The organism is Candidatus Frankia alpina (genome assembly GCF_902806485.1).
In the GTDB taxonomy this organism is placed as follows: Bacteria; Actinomycetota; Actinomycetes; order Frankiales; family Frankiaceae; genus Frankia; species Frankia alpina.
In genome coordinates this window covers 1-16,183 of the sequence record NZ_CADCWT010000097.1, presented here as the reverse complement: position 1 = coordinate 16,183, position 16,183 = coordinate 1, and the positions used below count along the sequence as shown (strand labels likewise).

Annotated in this window: 15 protein-coding genes; 4 read left to right on the top strand and 11 right to left on the bottom strand. The window is 71.0% G+C overall.

Annotated features, from left to right (window positions below; genetic code table 11):
* Positions 1 to 22 precede the first annotated feature (22 nt).
* Together G6R25_RS12420 and G6R25_RS12415 are read left to right on the top strand one after the other, a co-directional pair.
* Positions 23 to 712, top strand: coding sequence for a hypothetical protein (locus tag G6R25_RS12420; RefSeq protein ID WP_163553103.1), 690 nt, complete (start codon positions 23 to 25; stop codon positions 710 to 712).
* A 113-nt stretch (positions 713 to 825) separates the two neighbouring features.
* Complete coding sequence (locus tag G6R25_RS12415; RefSeq protein ID WP_205447080.1) at positions 826 to 2,337, top strand: glycosyltransferase family 39 protein; 1,512 nt, start codon at positions 826 to 828, stop codon at positions 2,335 to 2,337.
* A gap of 80 nt (positions 2,338 to 2,417) precedes the next feature.
* On the opposite strand, the gene G6R25_RS12410 is transcribed toward G6R25_RS12415, so the two are convergent.
* From G6R25_RS12410 to fdxA, 5 genes are all read right to left on the bottom strand, one after another.
* On the bottom strand, positions 2,418 to 4,127 hold the full coding sequence (locus tag G6R25_RS12410; RefSeq protein ID WP_336501308.1) for a sugar transferase: 1,710 nt from the start codon (positions 4,125 to 4,127) through the stop codon (positions 2,418 to 2,420).
* A gap of 625 nt (positions 4,128 to 4,752) precedes the next feature.
* On the bottom strand, positions 4,753 to 5,826 hold the full coding sequence (gene dapE / locus G6R25_RS12405) for a succinyl-diaminopimelate desuccinylase (protein ID WP_163553101.1): 1,074 nt from the start codon (positions 5,824 to 5,826) through the stop codon (positions 4,753 to 4,755).
* 53 nt (positions 5,827 to 5,879) lie between these two features.
* Positions 5,880 to 6,722, bottom strand: coding sequence for a 2,3,4,5-tetrahydropyridine-2,6-dicarboxylate N-succinyltransferase (locus tag G6R25_RS12400; protein WP_163553100.1), 843 nt, complete (start codon positions 6,720 to 6,722; stop codon positions 5,880 to 5,882).
* Between the two features lie 27 nt (positions 6,723 to 6,749).
* On the bottom strand, positions 6,750 to 8,210 hold the full coding sequence (gene dapC / locus G6R25_RS12395; RefSeq protein WP_163553099.1) for a succinyldiaminopimelate transaminase: 1,461 nt from the start codon (positions 8,208 to 8,210) through the stop codon (positions 6,750 to 6,752).
* 59 nt (positions 8,211 to 8,269) lie between these two features.
* The gene (gene fdxA / locus G6R25_RS12390; protein WP_009742053.1) at positions 8,270 to 8,593 is read right to left on the bottom strand and encodes a ferredoxin; all 324 of its coding nucleotides are present in this window, start codon (positions 8,591 to 8,593) and stop codon (positions 8,270 to 8,272) included.
* An 85-nt stretch (positions 8,594 to 8,678) separates the two neighbouring features.
* Here fdxA and G6R25_RS30435 point away from each other — a divergent pair, with 85 nt between their 5' ends.
* Both G6R25_RS30435 and G6R25_RS12385 read left to right on the top strand, forming a co-directional pair.
* Complete coding sequence (locus tag G6R25_RS30435) at positions 8,679 to 9,131, top strand: putative acetyltransferase (RefSeq protein ID WP_419469352.1); 453 nt, start codon at positions 8,679 to 8,681, stop codon at positions 9,129 to 9,131.
* The gene (locus G6R25_RS12385) at positions 9,128 to 10,084 is read left to right on the top strand and encodes a transglutaminase family protein (protein WP_163553098.1); all 957 of its coding nucleotides are present in this window, start codon (positions 9,128 to 9,130) and stop codon (positions 10,082 to 10,084) included. Before G6R25_RS30435 ends, G6R25_RS12385 begins: the two co-directional genes overlap by 4 nt.
* A 7-nt stretch (positions 10,085 to 10,091) precedes the next feature.
* Here G6R25_RS12385 and G6R25_RS12380 read toward each other — a convergent pair whose 3' ends face one another.
* The 6 genes from G6R25_RS12380 to G6R25_RS12355 form a co-directional block, all read right to left on the bottom strand.
* Positions 10,092 to 10,682, bottom strand: a complete 591-nt coding sequence (locus tag G6R25_RS12380) for a flavin reductase family protein (RefSeq protein ID WP_235948204.1) — start codon at positions 10,680 to 10,682, stop codon at positions 10,092 to 10,094.
* Positions 10,683 to 10,762: 80 nt separating this feature from the next.
* Positions 10,763 to 11,275: a DUF6113 family protein gene (locus tag G6R25_RS12375; RefSeq protein ID WP_235948202.1), complete on the bottom strand. Its 513-nt coding sequence runs from the start codon at positions 11,273 to 11,275 to the stop codon at positions 10,763 to 10,765.
* Positions 11,276 to 11,365: 90 nt separating this feature from the next.
* Positions 11,366 to 12,343: a S1C family serine protease gene (locus G6R25_RS12370; protein WP_163553095.1), complete on the bottom strand. Its 978-nt coding sequence runs from the start codon at positions 12,341 to 12,343 to the stop codon at positions 11,366 to 11,368.
* A gap of 85 nt (positions 12,344 to 12,428) precedes the next feature.
* Positions 12,429 to 13,322, bottom strand: a complete 894-nt coding sequence (gene mshB / locus G6R25_RS12365) for an N-acetyl-1-D-myo-inositol-2-amino-2-deoxy-alpha-D-glucopyranoside deacetylase (RefSeq protein WP_163553104.1) — start codon at positions 13,320 to 13,322, stop codon at positions 12,429 to 12,431.
* Between the two features lie 132 nt (positions 13,323 to 13,454).
* Positions 13,455 to 15,290 (bottom strand): translational GTPase TypA, encoded by a 1,836-nt coding sequence (gene typA, locus G6R25_RS12360; RefSeq protein ID WP_163553094.1) that lies wholly within the window; start codon positions 15,288 to 15,290, stop codon positions 13,455 to 13,457.
* A gap of 225 nt (positions 15,291 to 15,515) precedes the next feature.
* Positions 15,516 to 16,037, bottom strand: coding sequence for a (deoxy)nucleoside triphosphate pyrophosphohydrolase (locus G6R25_RS12355; RefSeq protein WP_163553093.1), 522 nt, complete (start codon positions 16,035 to 16,037; stop codon positions 15,516 to 15,518).
* Positions 16,038 to 16,183 lie beyond the last annotated feature (146 nt).

The following is a 16,183-nucleotide window of genomic DNA, read 5'->3' as shown; positions in this document are numbered from 1 at the left end:
CCTTGGTTGACGCTCGTGTTCGTTGACGCTCGTGTTCACCCACAACGGAAAGAGCTCGCTCGGCTCTGCGCTGCCTGCCATCGTGAATTCTGTCCAGGACACCGCCATCCGGCGATGGGCCAAAGAAATCGCGAAATGGGGACATCCTCTGTACCTGACGGTGTTGCCGTCGGTGGACCGTAACTACGTTGCCAGTTCCGCCGTGGCCAATGGCGGGGTTCCGCCAGACTCCGCTAGAGCATGGGCGCATATCCGTCGCATCTTTGACCACGCTCATGCCGACAACGTCGCCTGGACCTGGCAGCCCGCCGCCCCATCGGACGGTACCCGCTATCGACCATCGACTGACCAGATCGATGTAGTCGCTGTCACCTGGGTCCAATACCCCGGGACACAATGGGTGATACCAAACGAGGAACTCGACCGTATACAGCTGGCTTATCCGCACAAACCGCTGCTGGTAACCCTCGCCGCAGCAGGCGATCCGAATCAGGTCGGCGCCTGGATAGGTGCGGCAGTCAGCGCTGCAAAATCCTACCAGGCAATCGGTCTGGTTTATCAGACCGACGGCCCCGACCCCTATGCTGCTCGCCAGGAACTTGCGGCATGGCGCGCGGGAGCTTATCTCACGGCTCAAATCCTCGGCGAGCAGGGTGTCAAGACCCTGAGTTCCGGAGCATCGAGTCCCGAAAACTGCGGAGCGGTCTCATGAGCACCCAAACCCTTGAGATCCCTCGACGTGCCCACCGTCGGTGGACCGCGACAGCACCCCCCGACACGCGACATCGCCAGGGGTCCCGGCTTCTATTCAGCCGCCGTTTCGGGTTGGCCGCTGTACTGGTAGTGCAGGTGTCGATGACCCTCAGGCTATCCGCGACCGCATTCCAAGATGAGGCGCTCTATCTTGACGCGGGCCACCAGATATTGAACTCGTGGCGGCACGGGAATCCAATTACCGAGGATTTTGGTTCTTATTTCTCGGGCTCTCCATACGTCTATCCGCCTCTTGGTGCTCTGGCCGACACCGCGGGCGGCCTCGCCGGTGCCCGTCTGTTCAGTCTGGTCTGCTGCGTCATCACAACCGCGCTGATCGCCTCGGTAGGGCGATGTCTGTACGGGCAGACCGCCGGAGTTGCGGGTGCTGCTGCTTTCATCCTCTCCGGCCCGGTGATTTTCGTCGGGCATTTCGCCACCTATGATGCGATGGCTCTGATGCTGTTGGTCGCCGGACTGGCGACGGGGCTAAGCGCCGCCGAGAACAGCCGTAGAGGGCGCGCCGGACTACTGGCGTCTTGCTCAGGTTTCCTGCTCGCAGGTGCCGTCGTCACGAAGTATGTCGCCGCCCTGTTTGTGCCGTCCATCCTGCTACTAATTCTCATGACGGTGTTTCGAATGGCAAGGTCACCGGCGCCCGATTTTCCGGGCGGAAGGAGATACCGGGAGTCAGCGGTCCGCGTCCGCTCGGCGGGTCGACTACTCTGCGTTGCACTGGGGATGACGGTCGGAGCCGTCGGGGTGGTCGGATGCTGGTTGTGGCTGACCGGAACCGGCCAGCTATCCGGTCTTGTCACCACGACTCTGTCACGGAAGGCGCTCGGCCCCACCTCGCCTGTCGAGGTGGCCCGGCAAGGCCTGGAATGGGCCGCGCCAACCCTCCTGGTAGCCATTGTGGGAATGGTGCTCGTCGGAAGACGTCGACCCGCACTGACCGCTCTGCTGCTACTCTCCTCACTCTTGCCGATCATCTTCCAGGCCCGCTCGGGCGAGCTGACTTCTCTGCACAAGCATGTTGCGTTCGGCCTCGTCTTCGCCGCACCACTTGCCGGCGCCGGCGTGGCCTTCATCTTGGGTCGAATAGAGCTGTACGACTCGCGGCGCCAGCTGGCACCGCGGCTACTGGCGGTCTCGCTAGCGGCCGTCATGTTGCTGGCAAGCGGAGTTCGCAACGCTCATGAACTTTTCCGTGGCTGGGCAGACAGCAAGCCCCTGACGGCGCTGCTGAAGACGCAGGTCCGGTTCGGGTCCGGCCATTATCTGGTCGAGGAATCCGAGGTGCCTCGCTACTACCTGGAAGGGCTGACAGCGCCCTGGCAGTGGAGCGGCACCTATTTTCTCTATTATCAGGACCCCAGGAATGGCGCGGCTTACACCGGGCTCGATGCGTACCGTCACGCGCTTACCGACCGCTACTTCGACGTCGTGGTCCTTCGGTTCGGGCCGACAGCGACGCTCGACTGGCAGATTCAGGACGTCCTGAACGACAGGACGAAGTACCGCAAGATCGCGAGACTACCCGAACCCGGTGGTTGGACTGTCTGGCATCGCATGGATTCCTGAACAGCGGACCGTAGGCTGACGATGCGAGAGTCGTCGGCCGGCATGCACCGACCTCGGGCGACCCGCCCAAGGTCGGTCCGCTAATAGGCGCCCTCGCGGCGTAGTACGGCGAAGACGGTGCGCCAGAGGATGTAGAAGTCGAGCGGCAGGGACCAGTTCTGGACGTAGCGCAGGTCGAGGCGGACCGACTCGTCCCACTCCAGGTCGGAGCGGCCGCTGATCTGCCACAGGCCGGTCAGGCCGGGCTTGACCATCAGCCTGCGGTGGACCTCGTCCTCGTACTTGGCGACCTCGCTCGGCAGCGGTGGGCGCGGGCCGACCAAGGACATCGTTCCGTTGGCGATGTTCAGTAGCTGCGGCAGCTCGTCGAGCGACCACTTGCGCAGGAACTTGCCGACCTTCGTGATCCGGGGGTCGTCGCGCATCTTGAACAACAGGCCCTCGCCGCGCTCGTTCTGCGCCGCCAGCTCCGCCTTGCGCGCCTCCGCGTCGACGTACATCGAGCGGAACTTGAACATGGTGAACGGCCGGCCGTCGCACCCGACCCGGGTCTGGCGGAAGATCGCCGGGCCGGGGCTGGTGAGGCGGACCGCGAGCGCCAGCGCCACGAACAGCGGCGCGGACAGCAGCAGCACGCCGATGGCCACGCTGCGGTCGAACAGGCCCTTCACGGCCCGGCGCGCGCCGGTCAGCTCCGGCTCCTCGATGTGCAGCAGCGGCAGGCCCGCCACCGGGCGGATCGAGATCCGCGGGCCGGTCACGTCCGTCAGCGCCGAGGAGACCAGCACGTCGACGTCGCTGCCCTCCAGCATCCACAGGACCCGGCGCAGCGTCTCGCCGTCCATCTGCGGGCTGATGGCCACGGTGGTCGCCCGGGTCGCCCGGATGGCGGTGTGCAGGCTCTCGGGCGTGCCGACGATGGGCACACCCAGCAGGTCGAAGCCACCGCGGTCCGCGTGGTCGTGGCTGTGCCGGCCGGGCGAGCGGTCCAGCACCACGCCGACGACCGACCAGCCCGCGGTGGGGTCGCGCCGCGCGAGCCGGACGAGCGACGCCGCCGAGTCGCCGGCGCCGACCACGAGCACCCGGTGCAGGCCGCGGCCACCGCGGCGCAGGCGGTGCAGGTAGCCGCGGGCGGCGCAGCGGCCGAGCACCGTCAGCAGGATCGCGGCAGGGAAGGCGATCAGGACGTAGGTGCGGGCGAGCTCGGCCTTGGTCGCGTACGACAGCACGGCCACGACCGCGGTCAGGTGCGCGGCGGCGTTGAGAACCCGGCGGAACTCCTCCGACCCGCTGCCGAGGAAACGGCTCTCGTAGGCGCGCCCCAGGAACATCGCCAGCACCCAGACGACGGGCAGCGCGACCGACATCACCACGTAGGGCGTCGCGGACACCGGCTTCAGGTCGAACTCGACCAGACCGCCGAACCGCACGAGGTAGGCCACGCCGGCGGCGACCACACAGGCCGCCGCGTCCGAACCCATCAGTAACCAGCCGAACCTGCGCTCCCAGGGCACCCTGGCCCGGTAGCCCTCGAATGCACCGGCGCGGTCCTCGGGACCGAGCGGGGCGCCGCTGCGGTCGCCGGCCTCCCTGCGGGCGCCGCGGCCCCGGGCGGCCCCGGGCCAGCCGGCAGCGTCACTCTCGGCGGCGGTCCCGAGCGCGCCAAGGACGTAGCTCTCCCCTGCGGCCCCGGCCCCGCCGAGGGCGTCCCCCTCCGCCGTTTCCAACCCGCCGGGCGCCCCGGACTGCGCGCGCAGCCGCTGCACCGGGGTCGCCTGTTCCGTCATCGTCGAGGCAGCCTGCGCCCCGACCTCGGCCAGCTGCTGCGGACCCGTCGGTATCGACCTTCGTCTGATGTTGGTCAGCGTACGTTCATCGTAGATATCGTCTTTTTTGTCCGATTCGTTGCCATTGGGCCCAGTCTTCGGGTCGCTCCCCGGACCAATCCTGGCATCGCTGAAGACAGTGTCCGTCACCTGGCAGACCCCCATGGTCACGACCTTCGTTGGCCGACGACGACGGAAAGTGGACTCGTAACACCGAAAACCCTGGTCACGGCGCATGGCGCTGCATCCTGGCCACCGCCCGAGCCCACCTGACTCGCCGCATCACCGGCTACACGGACCCCCCGTCCGGCCGGCACTGTAGGTGCGCAGCCAACTCTAACGTCCCGGCATCGCCAGATCTATGCCGGCATCACGTGATGACTCGCGTGCGTGACATAAATCGCTGCTGGACCGATTCGCGCGAAATCCGCGCCCGGGACACTTTTCTCCGTCTGGAGCACACCGGACGAACCGGAACCCAGCCCGCTTCCACCGCATGCCACAACGGGGCAAACCGCCCATTTAACGACCGCAGCCTTAGTCACGCATGGTGAAGGTCTGCCGTCGCCAGGCGACCAGGCCGCGGTCAGGCGGTCAGGTAACGGCGTAGCAGCCGTTCGCCCTCGTCGATCGCGGCGAGCTCGACGTACTCGTCGCGGGTATGGGCGAGGTTCGGGTCGCCCGGGCCGTAGTTCAGCGCCGGGATGCCGAGCTCGGCGAAGCGCGCGACGTCCGTCCAGCCGTACTTCGCCACCGGGACCCGGCCGGTGGCGGCGACGAAGGCGGCCGCAGCGGCCAACCCGGGCGGCGCGCCGCCCGCCCGGTCGGTCAGCTCCAGGTCAAATCCGTCGAAGACCTCCCGGACATGGGCGAAGGCCCCCTGTGGCGTCCGGTCCGGCGCGAAGCGGAAGTTCACCGTGACCCGGCACAGGTCGGGGATCACGTTGCCGGCCACGCCGCCGTCGATGCGGACCGCGGACAGCCCCTCGCGGTAGGTGCATCCGTCCAGCGTCACCGTCCGGGCCTGGTACTCGCCCAGGCGGCGCAAGACCTCGCCCGCCTTGTGGATGGCGTTGTCGCCGAGCCAGGAACGGGCGGAGTGCGCCCGGGTGCCGGGCAGCGTGACGACGGCGCGCAGCGTGCCCTGGCAGCCGGCCTCCACCTCGCCGGAGGTCGGCTCCATGAGGATGGCGAGATCCGCGTCCAGCCAGTCCCGGTGCCGCTCGGCGAGGCGGCGCAGCCCGTTGCGGTCGGCGGCGACCTCTTCGTTGTCGTAGCAGATCCAGGTGACGTCGTGCCGCAGCGCGCCAGCACCGGCGCCGGTGAGCGGGAGGGTGGCCGCCAGCCGAAGCGCGATCGCCACGCCCGCCTTCATGTCAGACGTGCCGCAACCGTAGAGGCGCCCGCCCACCACCCGCGCGGGCAGATTGTCCGCCAGCGGGACCGTGTCCAGATGCCCGGCGAGCAGGATCCGGGACGGCCGGCCCAGGAAGGTCCGGGCCACCACGGCGTCACCGTCCCGCTCGACCTGCAGCCCGTCGAGCGCCGCGAGAGCCTTCTCCACCGCGTCCGCCAGCGGAGCCTCCCCGCCGCTCACGGACGGCACGTCGACGAGCTGCCGGGTGAGCTCGCCGACCGCAGCGGTGAGATCCAGATCCATACCGACGACCCTACGGCCCGCGCGCCGACGCACCGTGCCCGACGGCGCGGTGGTCAGCCGGCGATGCCGTGCTCGCGCAGGACGTCGTTCAGCGCCAGCTTGTCGTGGATCTCGCCCTCGGCGAGGGTGCGTAGCACCAGGATGCACGGCATGGCGAACTCCCCACCGGGAAACAACTTCAGCCGGCTGGAACCGACGGCGACCGCCCGCTCGGGGATCTCGCCGCGCGGGTACTCCTCGCCGGTGGTCGCGTCGAACACGTGGGTGGACGCGGTCAGGATCGCCCCGGCGCCGAGCTTGGCGCCGGGGCGCACCCTGGCTCCGTCGACGACCATGCACCGGCTGCCGACGAAGGCGGCGTCCTCGACGACGACCGGGACCGCGTTCGGCGGTTCGAGCACGCCGCCGAGCCCGACCCCGCCCGAGAGGTGCACGTCGCGGCCGACCTGGGCGCAGGACCCGACGGTCGCCCAGGTGTCGACCAGGGTGCCCGCGCCGACATAGCCGCCGATGTTGGTGTAGCTGGGCATGAGGATCGCGCCGGGCTGGACGTGCGCACCCCAGCGGACGATGGCCCCCGGCACCACCCGGACGCCGTCGAAGCGGGTCTTCAGCGGCATCCGGTCGTGGTAGCGGAAGTCCCCGGCGGTCGACTCGGCCATCGGTAGGACCTTGAAGGACAGCAGGATCGCCCGCTTGGCCCGCTCGTCGACGACGACCGAGCCGTCCGCGGCGACGGTCGCGACGCGGGCGACCCCGGCGTCGATGGCGTCGACGGCCGCGACGACGGTCTTACGGGCGTCGGCGTCGTCAGGGGTCAGATCGGCCCGGCGATCCCACAGTTCGTCGACGCTGGGATCGATCGGGGAGTCGAAGGTCGTGTTGGGTGCGGTCACAGGCCCGACCTTATGAGGTCAGCAGCGTCAGCGAATGTCCGGCTCGCCGTTCCACGGACCGCCGGCGGCGTGGCGGCCGGCCCCGGAGGGCGGGCCCTGGCCGGTCGGCGGGTCGTCGTAGTCGGCCGGCCGGCCGTAGCCCGCGGGGTCCTCGTAGCCGGGCTGGCCTTCGTCGCCGGGCTGCCCCTCGTAGCCCGCTGGCCGCTGCTCGTACACGGGCCGCCGGGTCTCGTAGGCCGCCGCGGACTCGTAACGCGCCCGCGCCGGCCCGGCCGGGTAGCCCGGGGCCGGGGGATAGCCGTCCGGCTGGCCGCCATATCCGGCCGGGGGCTCGGACTGCGGGTAGCCACCGCCGGCCGGCGGGCCGCCGGCCGGGCCGGTCTGGTGCGACCCCGTGCCGGGATGGCCCGCCACGACTGCCGGTGCCAGCATGGCCATCCGCTCGGGGACCGTCGCCACCTGGGAGTCCGGCGCCGTGAGGGCGACCCGGACGTGCTGGCGCCCGCCCTCGCCGTAGAACGTGCCCGGAGCGACCAGCACGCCGACCCCGGCGAGGGCGTCGACCGTGGCCCACGCGTCCTCACCGCGGGTGGCCCACAGGTACAGGCCGGCCTCGCTGTGGTCGATGGTGAATCCGGCGACCGCGAGCACCGCCGCGAGCACCGCCCGCCGGTTGGCGTAGCGGGCCCGCTGGTCGGCGACGTGCATGTCGTCGGCGTAGGCGGCGGCCATCGCCGCCGCCACCGGCGTCGGCATCATGAAACCGGCGTGCTTGCGGACTCCGAGCAGGCCCTCGACGAGCGCCGGGTCACCGGTGACGAAGCCGGCCCGGTAGCCCGCGAGGTTCGACCGCTTCGACAGGGAATGCACCGCGAGCAGGCCCTCGTGCGAACCGCCGCAGACGTCCGGATGCAGCACCGAGACGGGCCGGCTCTCCCAGCCTAGCTCGATGTAGCACTCGTCGCTGGCGACGATGACACCCCGCTCACGGGCCCAGCTGACCACGGCCCGCATCTCGTCGATCGTCAGCACCCGGCCCGTCGGGTTTCCGGGCGAGTTCAGCCAGACGAGCGTCACTCCGTCCGCGGGGCCGATGACCGGCTCGCAGCGGGCCAGCAACGCACCGACCTCGTAGGTCGGGTAGGCCGGCGTCGGTACCCAGACCCGGTCCCCTGGTTCGAGACCGAGCTGCCCCGGGAGCTGGGCGACCAGCTCCTTGGTACCGAGCACCGGCAGGACTGCCCCCGGATCGACGAGGACGCCGAGCCGGCGGGCCAACCAGCCCGCCGCCGACTCTCGAAGATCCGGGGTGCCGCTCGTCAACGGATAGCCCGGAGCATCCGCGGCACCGGCCAGCGCCTGCTGGACGACGACCGGTGTGGAGTCGACCGGAGTCCCTACCGAGAGGTCGACGAGCCCGTAGGGGTGCGTGCGGGCCTTCTCCTTGAACGAGACGAGCTGGTCCCAGGGGAAGTCGGGCAGCCGCACCCGGGAACGGGCAGGTGACCGCAGGACTCCGGAGGTGTTGCCCGACCGCCCAGCGCCGCTCAGGACTCGCCCTGGGGGGCCAGCGCGGCGACCGCCGGCGGGTCGAAGTCCAGCGCGCCGACCTTCGAGGCACCGCCCGGCGAACCGAGCTCCTCGAAGAAGTTCGCGTTGGTGTCGGTGTACCCCTTCCACTGATCGGGGACATCATCCTCGTAGTAGATGGCCTCCACCGGGCAGACGGGCTCACATGCTCCGCAGTCGACGCACTCGTCGGGCTGGATGTAGAGCATCCGTCCGCCCTCGTAGATGCAGTCGACCGGGCACTCTTCGATACAGGCCCTGTCCTTGACATCGACGCAGGGCTCCGCGATGACGTAGGTCACCGGTTGTTCCTCCTCGGGCTCGCGGGCGACTGAGTCCTTAGTATCGACATGGACAGTTCCGTGTCGATACTAAGGGCGTGCACTGGTGGTGTATGTCGTCCGCATCACTCAGGCCGACATTGGCGCGCGAGCCATGATCCGCAGGCGCATCCCGGGTCCGATACCTCTCAGTGACGTTCTCGGGACATTGCGGTCATGGTCAGCGCACGTGTTGACGGTCGAAACGGCGGAGGGCACGCGCGTCCAGGTTACCGAGGATGACATGGTCGCGGCACGCGTCATACCCCCTCGCCCCCCCGCGCGGCGATCACGCGCCGGCGCGGATGCGCAGGTCCCGACCGCGCCAGGTCGTCTGGAGGCCGCAGCGGACGAACCGGCTCCGGGCACCATCGTCCGAACCCGGCCGGTCGGGCGCGCGACAATCCCAGACATGATGGAACAGGGCACTGCGCCGAACCCGGTCCCGGGGACGGCGACCGAGACCACCGGCGGGCAGGCGGAATCCCCGAGCGACGCGGGCGAGGCGGCGCGCGGATGAGCGCCCGCGGCCGCAGCCGATTCGCCGAGGTCATCCGGCGCGAGCCCATCGACCTGGCCGTCGCCTGCCACCTGCTCGCCGCCGAGGCGGACGCGACCACCGACGACACCGACGCCGCGGCCACCCTCGAGGCCCTGAACGCCCTCGCCGCCCACGCCCGCCCGCTGCTCGCCGCCCGGGCCACCGCCAGCCGGGGTTTCCCGAGGGTGGAGCGAGGCATCCCACCGCCGGCCGGTGGCGCCGAAGGGGGGCAGCCGGGGGCCGGCGCCGACCCGGCCGGCCGCCTCGGCGAGCCGCGCCGCTTCGGCGCCCTTGATCCACGAACCGCGGCGGAGGCCCTGCACGAGGCACTCGGGCTCGATGCCGGCTTCGCCGGTTCCGCCGGCGACTACGACGATCTGCGTTCCTCGTTGCTGCCCGACGTGCTGCGCCGCCGCCGGGGCCTGCCGATCCTGCTCTCCGTCGTCTGGCTGGAGGTGGCCCACCGGCTCGGGGTCGCCTCCTACCTGGTCGGGCTGCCGGGCCATGTGGTCGTCGCCGTCGGCTCGCCCGAGGACTTCGTGCTCGTCGACCCGTTCGCGGCCGGCCGGCTGCTGACCATCCACGATGCCGCGGCGAAGGTCCGCGCGACCGGGGTCGCGTTCAACCGGGCGCACCTGGCCCCGATGGATCCCCAGGACGTGCTGGCCCGCATCCTCGGCAACATCCGCATCCTCGCCGCCCGTTCGGACACGCCGCGGACCCGGCTGTGGGCCGTCGAGCTCTCGCTGCTGCTCCCGCACCACCCGGCGAGCCTGCGCCGCGAGCGCGGCGAGCTGCGCGTGCGGCTCGGCGATTTCCTCGGTGGCGCGATCGACCTGACAGCCTTCGCAGACACGGTGGCCGAGGTGGAGCCGGCCGCGGCCGCCGCCGCCCGCCAGGCTGCCGCGGCGGCCCGCGCTCGCCTCAACTGACCTGGTTTCACCCGGCCTGGTCGGTGCCACCGTCCTGGGCGGGGACCGGCTCACGGGACGGCGTGGTGTCGAGATACTTCCCCTCGAAGAAGACGAGTGGGGCGGCGTCGTCCCGAGACTGTTCGAGCGACACCACCTCGCCGATGACCAGGGTGTGATCCCCGCCGGGGTGGGTCGACACCGTTCGGCACTCGAAGACCGACAGGGCGCCGTCGAGCAGGACGACCCCGGTCTGCTCCCCGATCGTGTGCGGCCACTGGGCGAACATGTCGCCGGGCTGTTCGTAGGCATGCCGGGCGAAGAACCCCGAGGCCTCGGTCATGTCGGCGGCCAGCACCGAGACGCCCCAGACCCCGGCCGCCAGCAGCGGGTCGTGGAACCGGGCGTCACGGCGGATGCCGGCCAGCACCAGCAACGGGTCGAGGGAGACCGAGACGAACGAATTCGCCGTCATGCCGAGATGACGCCCCTCGGCGAGGGTAGTGAGAATTGTCACACCGGTGGCGAATCGACCGACCGCCCGGCGGAAGTCACCCGCATCCAGGGGTGCCCGGACGGCGGCTGAACCATTGCGGATCTCCTGCGGCGGGCTGCCCACCCGACTCACGCTACCGCCGCCATCCGCGGGCGTGCTCCTGGAAGCCGGAGCCGGTGACATCTTGCACAATGCTCTACGTTCTATCGTCGTGGCCTCACGGGGGGCGGGAGCACGGTGAACCCGCGCCGCGCCCCGCCGAGGACCGCCACGACGATCGGGCTCAGGCCACCGAGCAGCAGAAACGCGTACGCGGTGGCGCTGGATTGCAGCAGCAGGTCGCCCTCGGGGCGGGAGGCGGCGAGCAGCAGCACCACCGGCATCCAGCCGATCAGCACTGTCGCCGGCCCCAGCCGGGTACCAGTCAGCCAGCGCACCAGCAGCGCCGCCGCCCCGTTGCCCACCACCGCCAGCAGCAGTCCGACGGACAGCAGCGTGCCGCCCGGGCGAGGGCCGTCGGGGACGAGGGAGACGCCGTAGAGGCCCAGCCCGACACCGAGGACAACCCCCAGCGCGTAGGAAAATCCGAGGAAGACCCGGCCCGGCTCCGGTTCGGCCGGGCCCGTCTCCGTCTCCGGTTGCCGGGACGGCCGGAACGACTCGGACGAGCGCGACGAAGGCGGCGTCCGACGGGGACCGGTACCTGGGCGGGCCATGCTCCGACAGTAGGACATGATGCGCCGCAATCGCCTGGGCAGTCCGCCGAGGGCGTTCGCAACGGCTAGCTCGAGGGCCATCGCGAGGGCTCAGGTGGTGACGAGCTCCCGGGGGACGACGATGACGTCCACCAGGGCGCCGCGCCGCCAGACCGTCAGCTCCACCGCGCGGCCGATCGTGGCCTCCGTCAGCATCCGCTGGAGGTCACTGGGGGTGACGATGGGAACCGTGTCCAACGACAGCACGAGGTCGCCGGTGAACAGGCCCGCGCCGCCCGTCGGGCTGTCGACGGCCACCTCGGCGAGGCGGACGCCGTGGCTCTGGCCGGTGCGCTCCGCGACGGCCGGCGGCAGCGGGACCCGGACCCCGGCCACGCCGAGGTAGGCCCGGCGCACCCGCCCGTAACGCATCAGCGCGGCGAGGATCTTCCGAGTCGCCGCGTTGACGGGGACGGCGAGCCCCAGCCCCACCCCGGCGACGGCGGTGTTGATCCCGACCACCCGGGCGTCGGCCGTGCCGAGCGCGCCGCCCGAGTTGCCCGGGTTCAGCGCCGCGTCGGTCTGGATGACCTCGTCGACCACCCGCACCGCGGAGCCGGCCCGGGTCGGCAGCGACCGGCCGAGCGCGCTCACGACACCGGCCGTCACACTGCCGGTCAGCCCCAGCGGGTTGCCGACGGCGACGACGAGCTGGCCGACCTGAAGCCCGGTGGCGTCGCCGAGCAGGGCGGCCCGCGGCGTCGCCCCGCGGGCGCGCAGCACGGCGAGGTCGGACAGCGGGTCGGCGCCGACGACGTCGAACTCGAGCTCCGTCCCGTCCACGAACTGGGCGAGCCCGACCGGGGAGCCACCCCCGGCGAGATGCCCCTCGACGACGTGGGCCGAGGTGAGCAGGAAACCGTCGTCGGTGAACACCACGGCCGATCCCGCCCCGGCTCCGCGCCGCGTCCGTACCCGCAGGCTGGCCACCGACGGGGTCAGCGCGGCGGCGACCCGGGTGACGATCGCCGAGTAGGCGTCCAGCGGCTCATCTGGCCGGCTGGGAAATCCCTCGTTGCTGGCGTGCATCCGACCTCCCGGACCTGCACCTACAGCGTTACATCGCTGCACATGTGCACCAACGGCGGGCAGGCCGGCGCGATTCCCGCGATGGTCAGAAGGTGACGCCGGCGAACAGGTCCCGCTCACGGCCGTCCGGCCCGTCACCAGACCCGTCACCAGGGCCGCGGGTGCCCGCGGCCAGCACGAAGTGCTCCACGCCCCACGCCTGCTGGCCGATGCCATCAGCGAGGGCGAAGAAGAAGCCGTCGACGGCCATCTGGGTCCGGTGCGCCCGCATCGAGGCGATCTTGGCGTCGAAGAACTCGGGCGCGGAGATCTCGGCGGTGATGTCGGCGTCGTCGACGAGCGTCATCGCCAGGTCGTCGACGGACTGCAGGCCGGCGAAGGGGTTGTTCCGGTCGTCGGAGTCGCGGAAGTGCTCGAAACCGGCGACAGCACGCGAGCGGGGCATCGCCGTCTCGTAACGCTTCGCGACCTGCCAGGGCTCGCCGGTGCCCGGGGCGAACGCCGGGTCGGCGGCGTCGGTGAAGGCCCGCGCGGTGACCTGGTGGGCCCGGATGTGGTCGGGATGCCCGTAGCCGCCGTTCGAGTCGTAGCTGACCAGCACCTGCGGCCGGACGTCACGGACGATCCGGACCAGCTCGGCCGTGGCCTCGGCCAGGTCGGCCCGCCACAGGCAGCGGGGGTGGTCGTTCGCCGCGGTGCCGATCATGCCGCTGTCCCGCCAACGGCCCGGACCGCCGAGGAAACGCTGGTCGGTGATGCCGAGCGCGGCGCAGGACTCGGCGAGCTCGCCGATTCGGTAGCCGCCGAGCTGGTTGCCGCGGTCCGCCCGCAGGTTGATCAGCTCGGGCACCAGTACCTCGCCCTCCTCCCCCAATGTGCAGGTCACGAGGGTGACGGAGGTGTCCGCAGCTGCGGCGTAGGAGGCGATGGCGATCCCCGTGGAGATCACCTCGTCGTCCGGGTGAGCGTGGACGAACATCAACCGGCGGGCGGCCGGCGGGCTGGCCGGGGTCGACGGCGCAGTAGCAAACGTCACCATCCCGACCCTACGGCCCGCACCAGCCACATGGGCTGCCGGCGCGGGCCACGCGGGCTCGCCGGGAGGGGGAGGTCAGCGGCGCCGCGAGCGCAGCTTCTCCCGCTCACCGGCGGTCAGGGCCACCTTGCGAAGCCGGACGAAGCCCGGCGTCACCTCGACGCACTCGTCCTCGCGGCAGAACTCCAGCGCCTGCTCGAGGGTGAGCACCCGGTGCGGGGTGAGCCGGACCAGCTCGTCGCCCGTGGAGGAGCGCATGTTCGTGAGCTTCTTCTCCTTGGTCGGGTTGACGTCCATGTCGTCCGCCCGGGAGTTCTCAGCAACGATCATGCCCTCGTAGACCTCCGTCGTCGGCCCGATGAACATCGTGCCGCGCTCCTGGAGGTTGAACAGCGCGTAGGCGGTGGCCACGCCCCTGCGGTCGGCGACCATCGAGCCGGTGGCCCGGGTCCGCAGCTCGCCGAACCAGGGCTCGTACCGGTCGAAGACGTGGTGCAGCAGGCCGGTGCCGCGGGTCTCGGTGAGGAACTCGGTCCGGAAGCCGATCAGCCCGCGGGCGGGGACCAGGTACTCCAGCCGGATCCAGCCGGTGCCGTGGTTGACCATCTGCTCGACCCGGCCCTTGCGCAGCGCGAGGAGCTGGGTGAGCGTGCCGAGGAACTCCTCGGGGGCGTCGATGGTGAGGCGCTCCACCGGCTCGTGCACCTTGCCGTCGACGATCCTGGTGACGACCTGCGGCTTGCCGACGGTCAGCTCGAACTCCTCGCGGCGCATCAGCTCGACGAGGACGGCGAGCTGGAGCTCACCGCGGCCCTGCACCTCCCAGGTGTCCGGGCGCTCCGTCGGCAGCACGCGGATGGACACGTTGCCGACGAGCTCGGCGTCCAGCCGGTTCTTCACCAGCCGGGCGGTGAGCTTCTTGCCGGACCTCCCGGCCAGCGGCGAGGTGTTGATGCCGATCGTCATGCTGATCGACGGCTCGTCGATGGTGATCACCGGCAGGGGGCGGGGGTCCTCCGCGTCGGCCAGCGTCTCGCCGATCGTGATGTCGGGGATGCCGGCGATGGCGATGATGTCGCCCGGCCCGGCCTCCTCGGCCGGCACCCGCTCCAGCGCCTGGGTCATCAGCATCTCGCTGATCTTGACGCGCTGCTGGGTGCCGTCCGCGCGGCACAGGGTGGCCTGCTGGCCGCGCTTGATCGTGCCGTTGTGCACCCGGCACAGCGCGAGGCGGCCGAGGTACGGCGACGCGTCGAGGTTGGTGACCAGCGCCTGCAGGGGCGCGTCCGGGTCGAACGACGGCGCCGGGACGGTCTCCAGCAGCAGGTTGAACAGCGGCTTGAGGTCCGGCGAGTCCGGGTTGGCGCCGTCGGCCGGGCGGGTCGTCGAGGCGCGGCCGGCCTTGGCGTTGCAGTAGATGATCGGGAAGTCGATCTGCTCCTCGTCCGCGTCGAGGTCGAGGAAGAGCTCGTAGGCCTCGTCGACGACCTCGGCGATCCGGGCGTCGGAACGGTCCACCTTGTTGATGACCAGGACTACCGGCAGCCGGGCCGCGAGCGCCTTGCGCAGCACGAAACGGGTCTGCGGCAGCGGGCCCTCGCTCGCGTCGACCAACAGCAGCACGCCGTCGACCATGGACAGGCCGCGCTCGACCTCGCCGCCGAAGTCGGCGTGGCCGGGGGTGTCGATAATGTTGATCGTGATGTCGCCGTGACGGACCGCGGTGTTCTTCGCGAGAATCGTGATGCCCTTCTCCCGCTCCAGGTCCATCGAGTCCATCACGCGGTCGGTGAGCTCAGCGTGCTCGCCGAAGGCGCCGGACTGGCGCAGCATGGCATCGACGAGCGTGGTCTTGCCATGGTCGACGTGGGCGATGATGGCCACGTTACGAAGATCGGCACGAAGGGACACGGTGAGGCGCTCCGGGGCGGACGTGGGGCTCTCAACCCCGCAACAACGACGACGGCACCGCGCGAAGGACGGTGCCGCATGGAACCGGTGGCGCGAACGCCGTGGCTGGAACTTCGCCACGCCGATCGGCGTCGAGGCACGTTGACGCGCCCGCCAGACTGGCACTGGCGACGTTCGTGCCACCACCCATGGTACGGACACCTCGCCCCGGCGGGTGGCGAGGCGTCAGGGCCGCTGGGGCCAGCGAATCGGGTCGGGGCCGGTCAGTGCCTGGCGGAGTTTCTCGACCAGCGGGCCGTCCGCCGGCATCCAGTGGACGTCGTCGAGCTCGGCGGCGGCCAGCCAGCGCAGCTCGTCATGGTCGAGCAGGCGGGGGCTGCGCCCGGTCACCCGCCCGAACCAGACCCGCAGGATCCACCCCGGGCTCGCCAGACCCACCTCGCCCAGCGGCGGCCCGACCTCGATCTCGACGTCGAGCTCCTCGCGGCACTCCCGCACGAGCGCGTCGAGCTCGTCCTCGCCCGGCTCGACCTTGCCGCCGGGGAACTCCCACATGCCGGCGTAGGCCCGCGGCTCGCAGCGCCGGGCGGCCAGCACCCGGCGCTCGTCGTCGAGGAGGGCGACCGCGACGACCAGCCGGCCCCCCGCCGCGCCCGGCGCGCCGCCGTCGGCCTGCTCCCCGGACGTTGCACCCCGTCCCGGCGGGGTAGAAGCACCGGTACGCGGGCCGCCCACATCCGCATTCATGGTGCCGGACTCTCCCAGACTCCGGCCGCCGACGGATCGGATACCAGCGGTTCGGGCCATCCGCCGACGGTCGACCTGGTGCGGGAGCTGCGACGACGACGGATCGAATCCGGGTCCGGCGCGCCGCCGCGCCGACCAACCCGTGA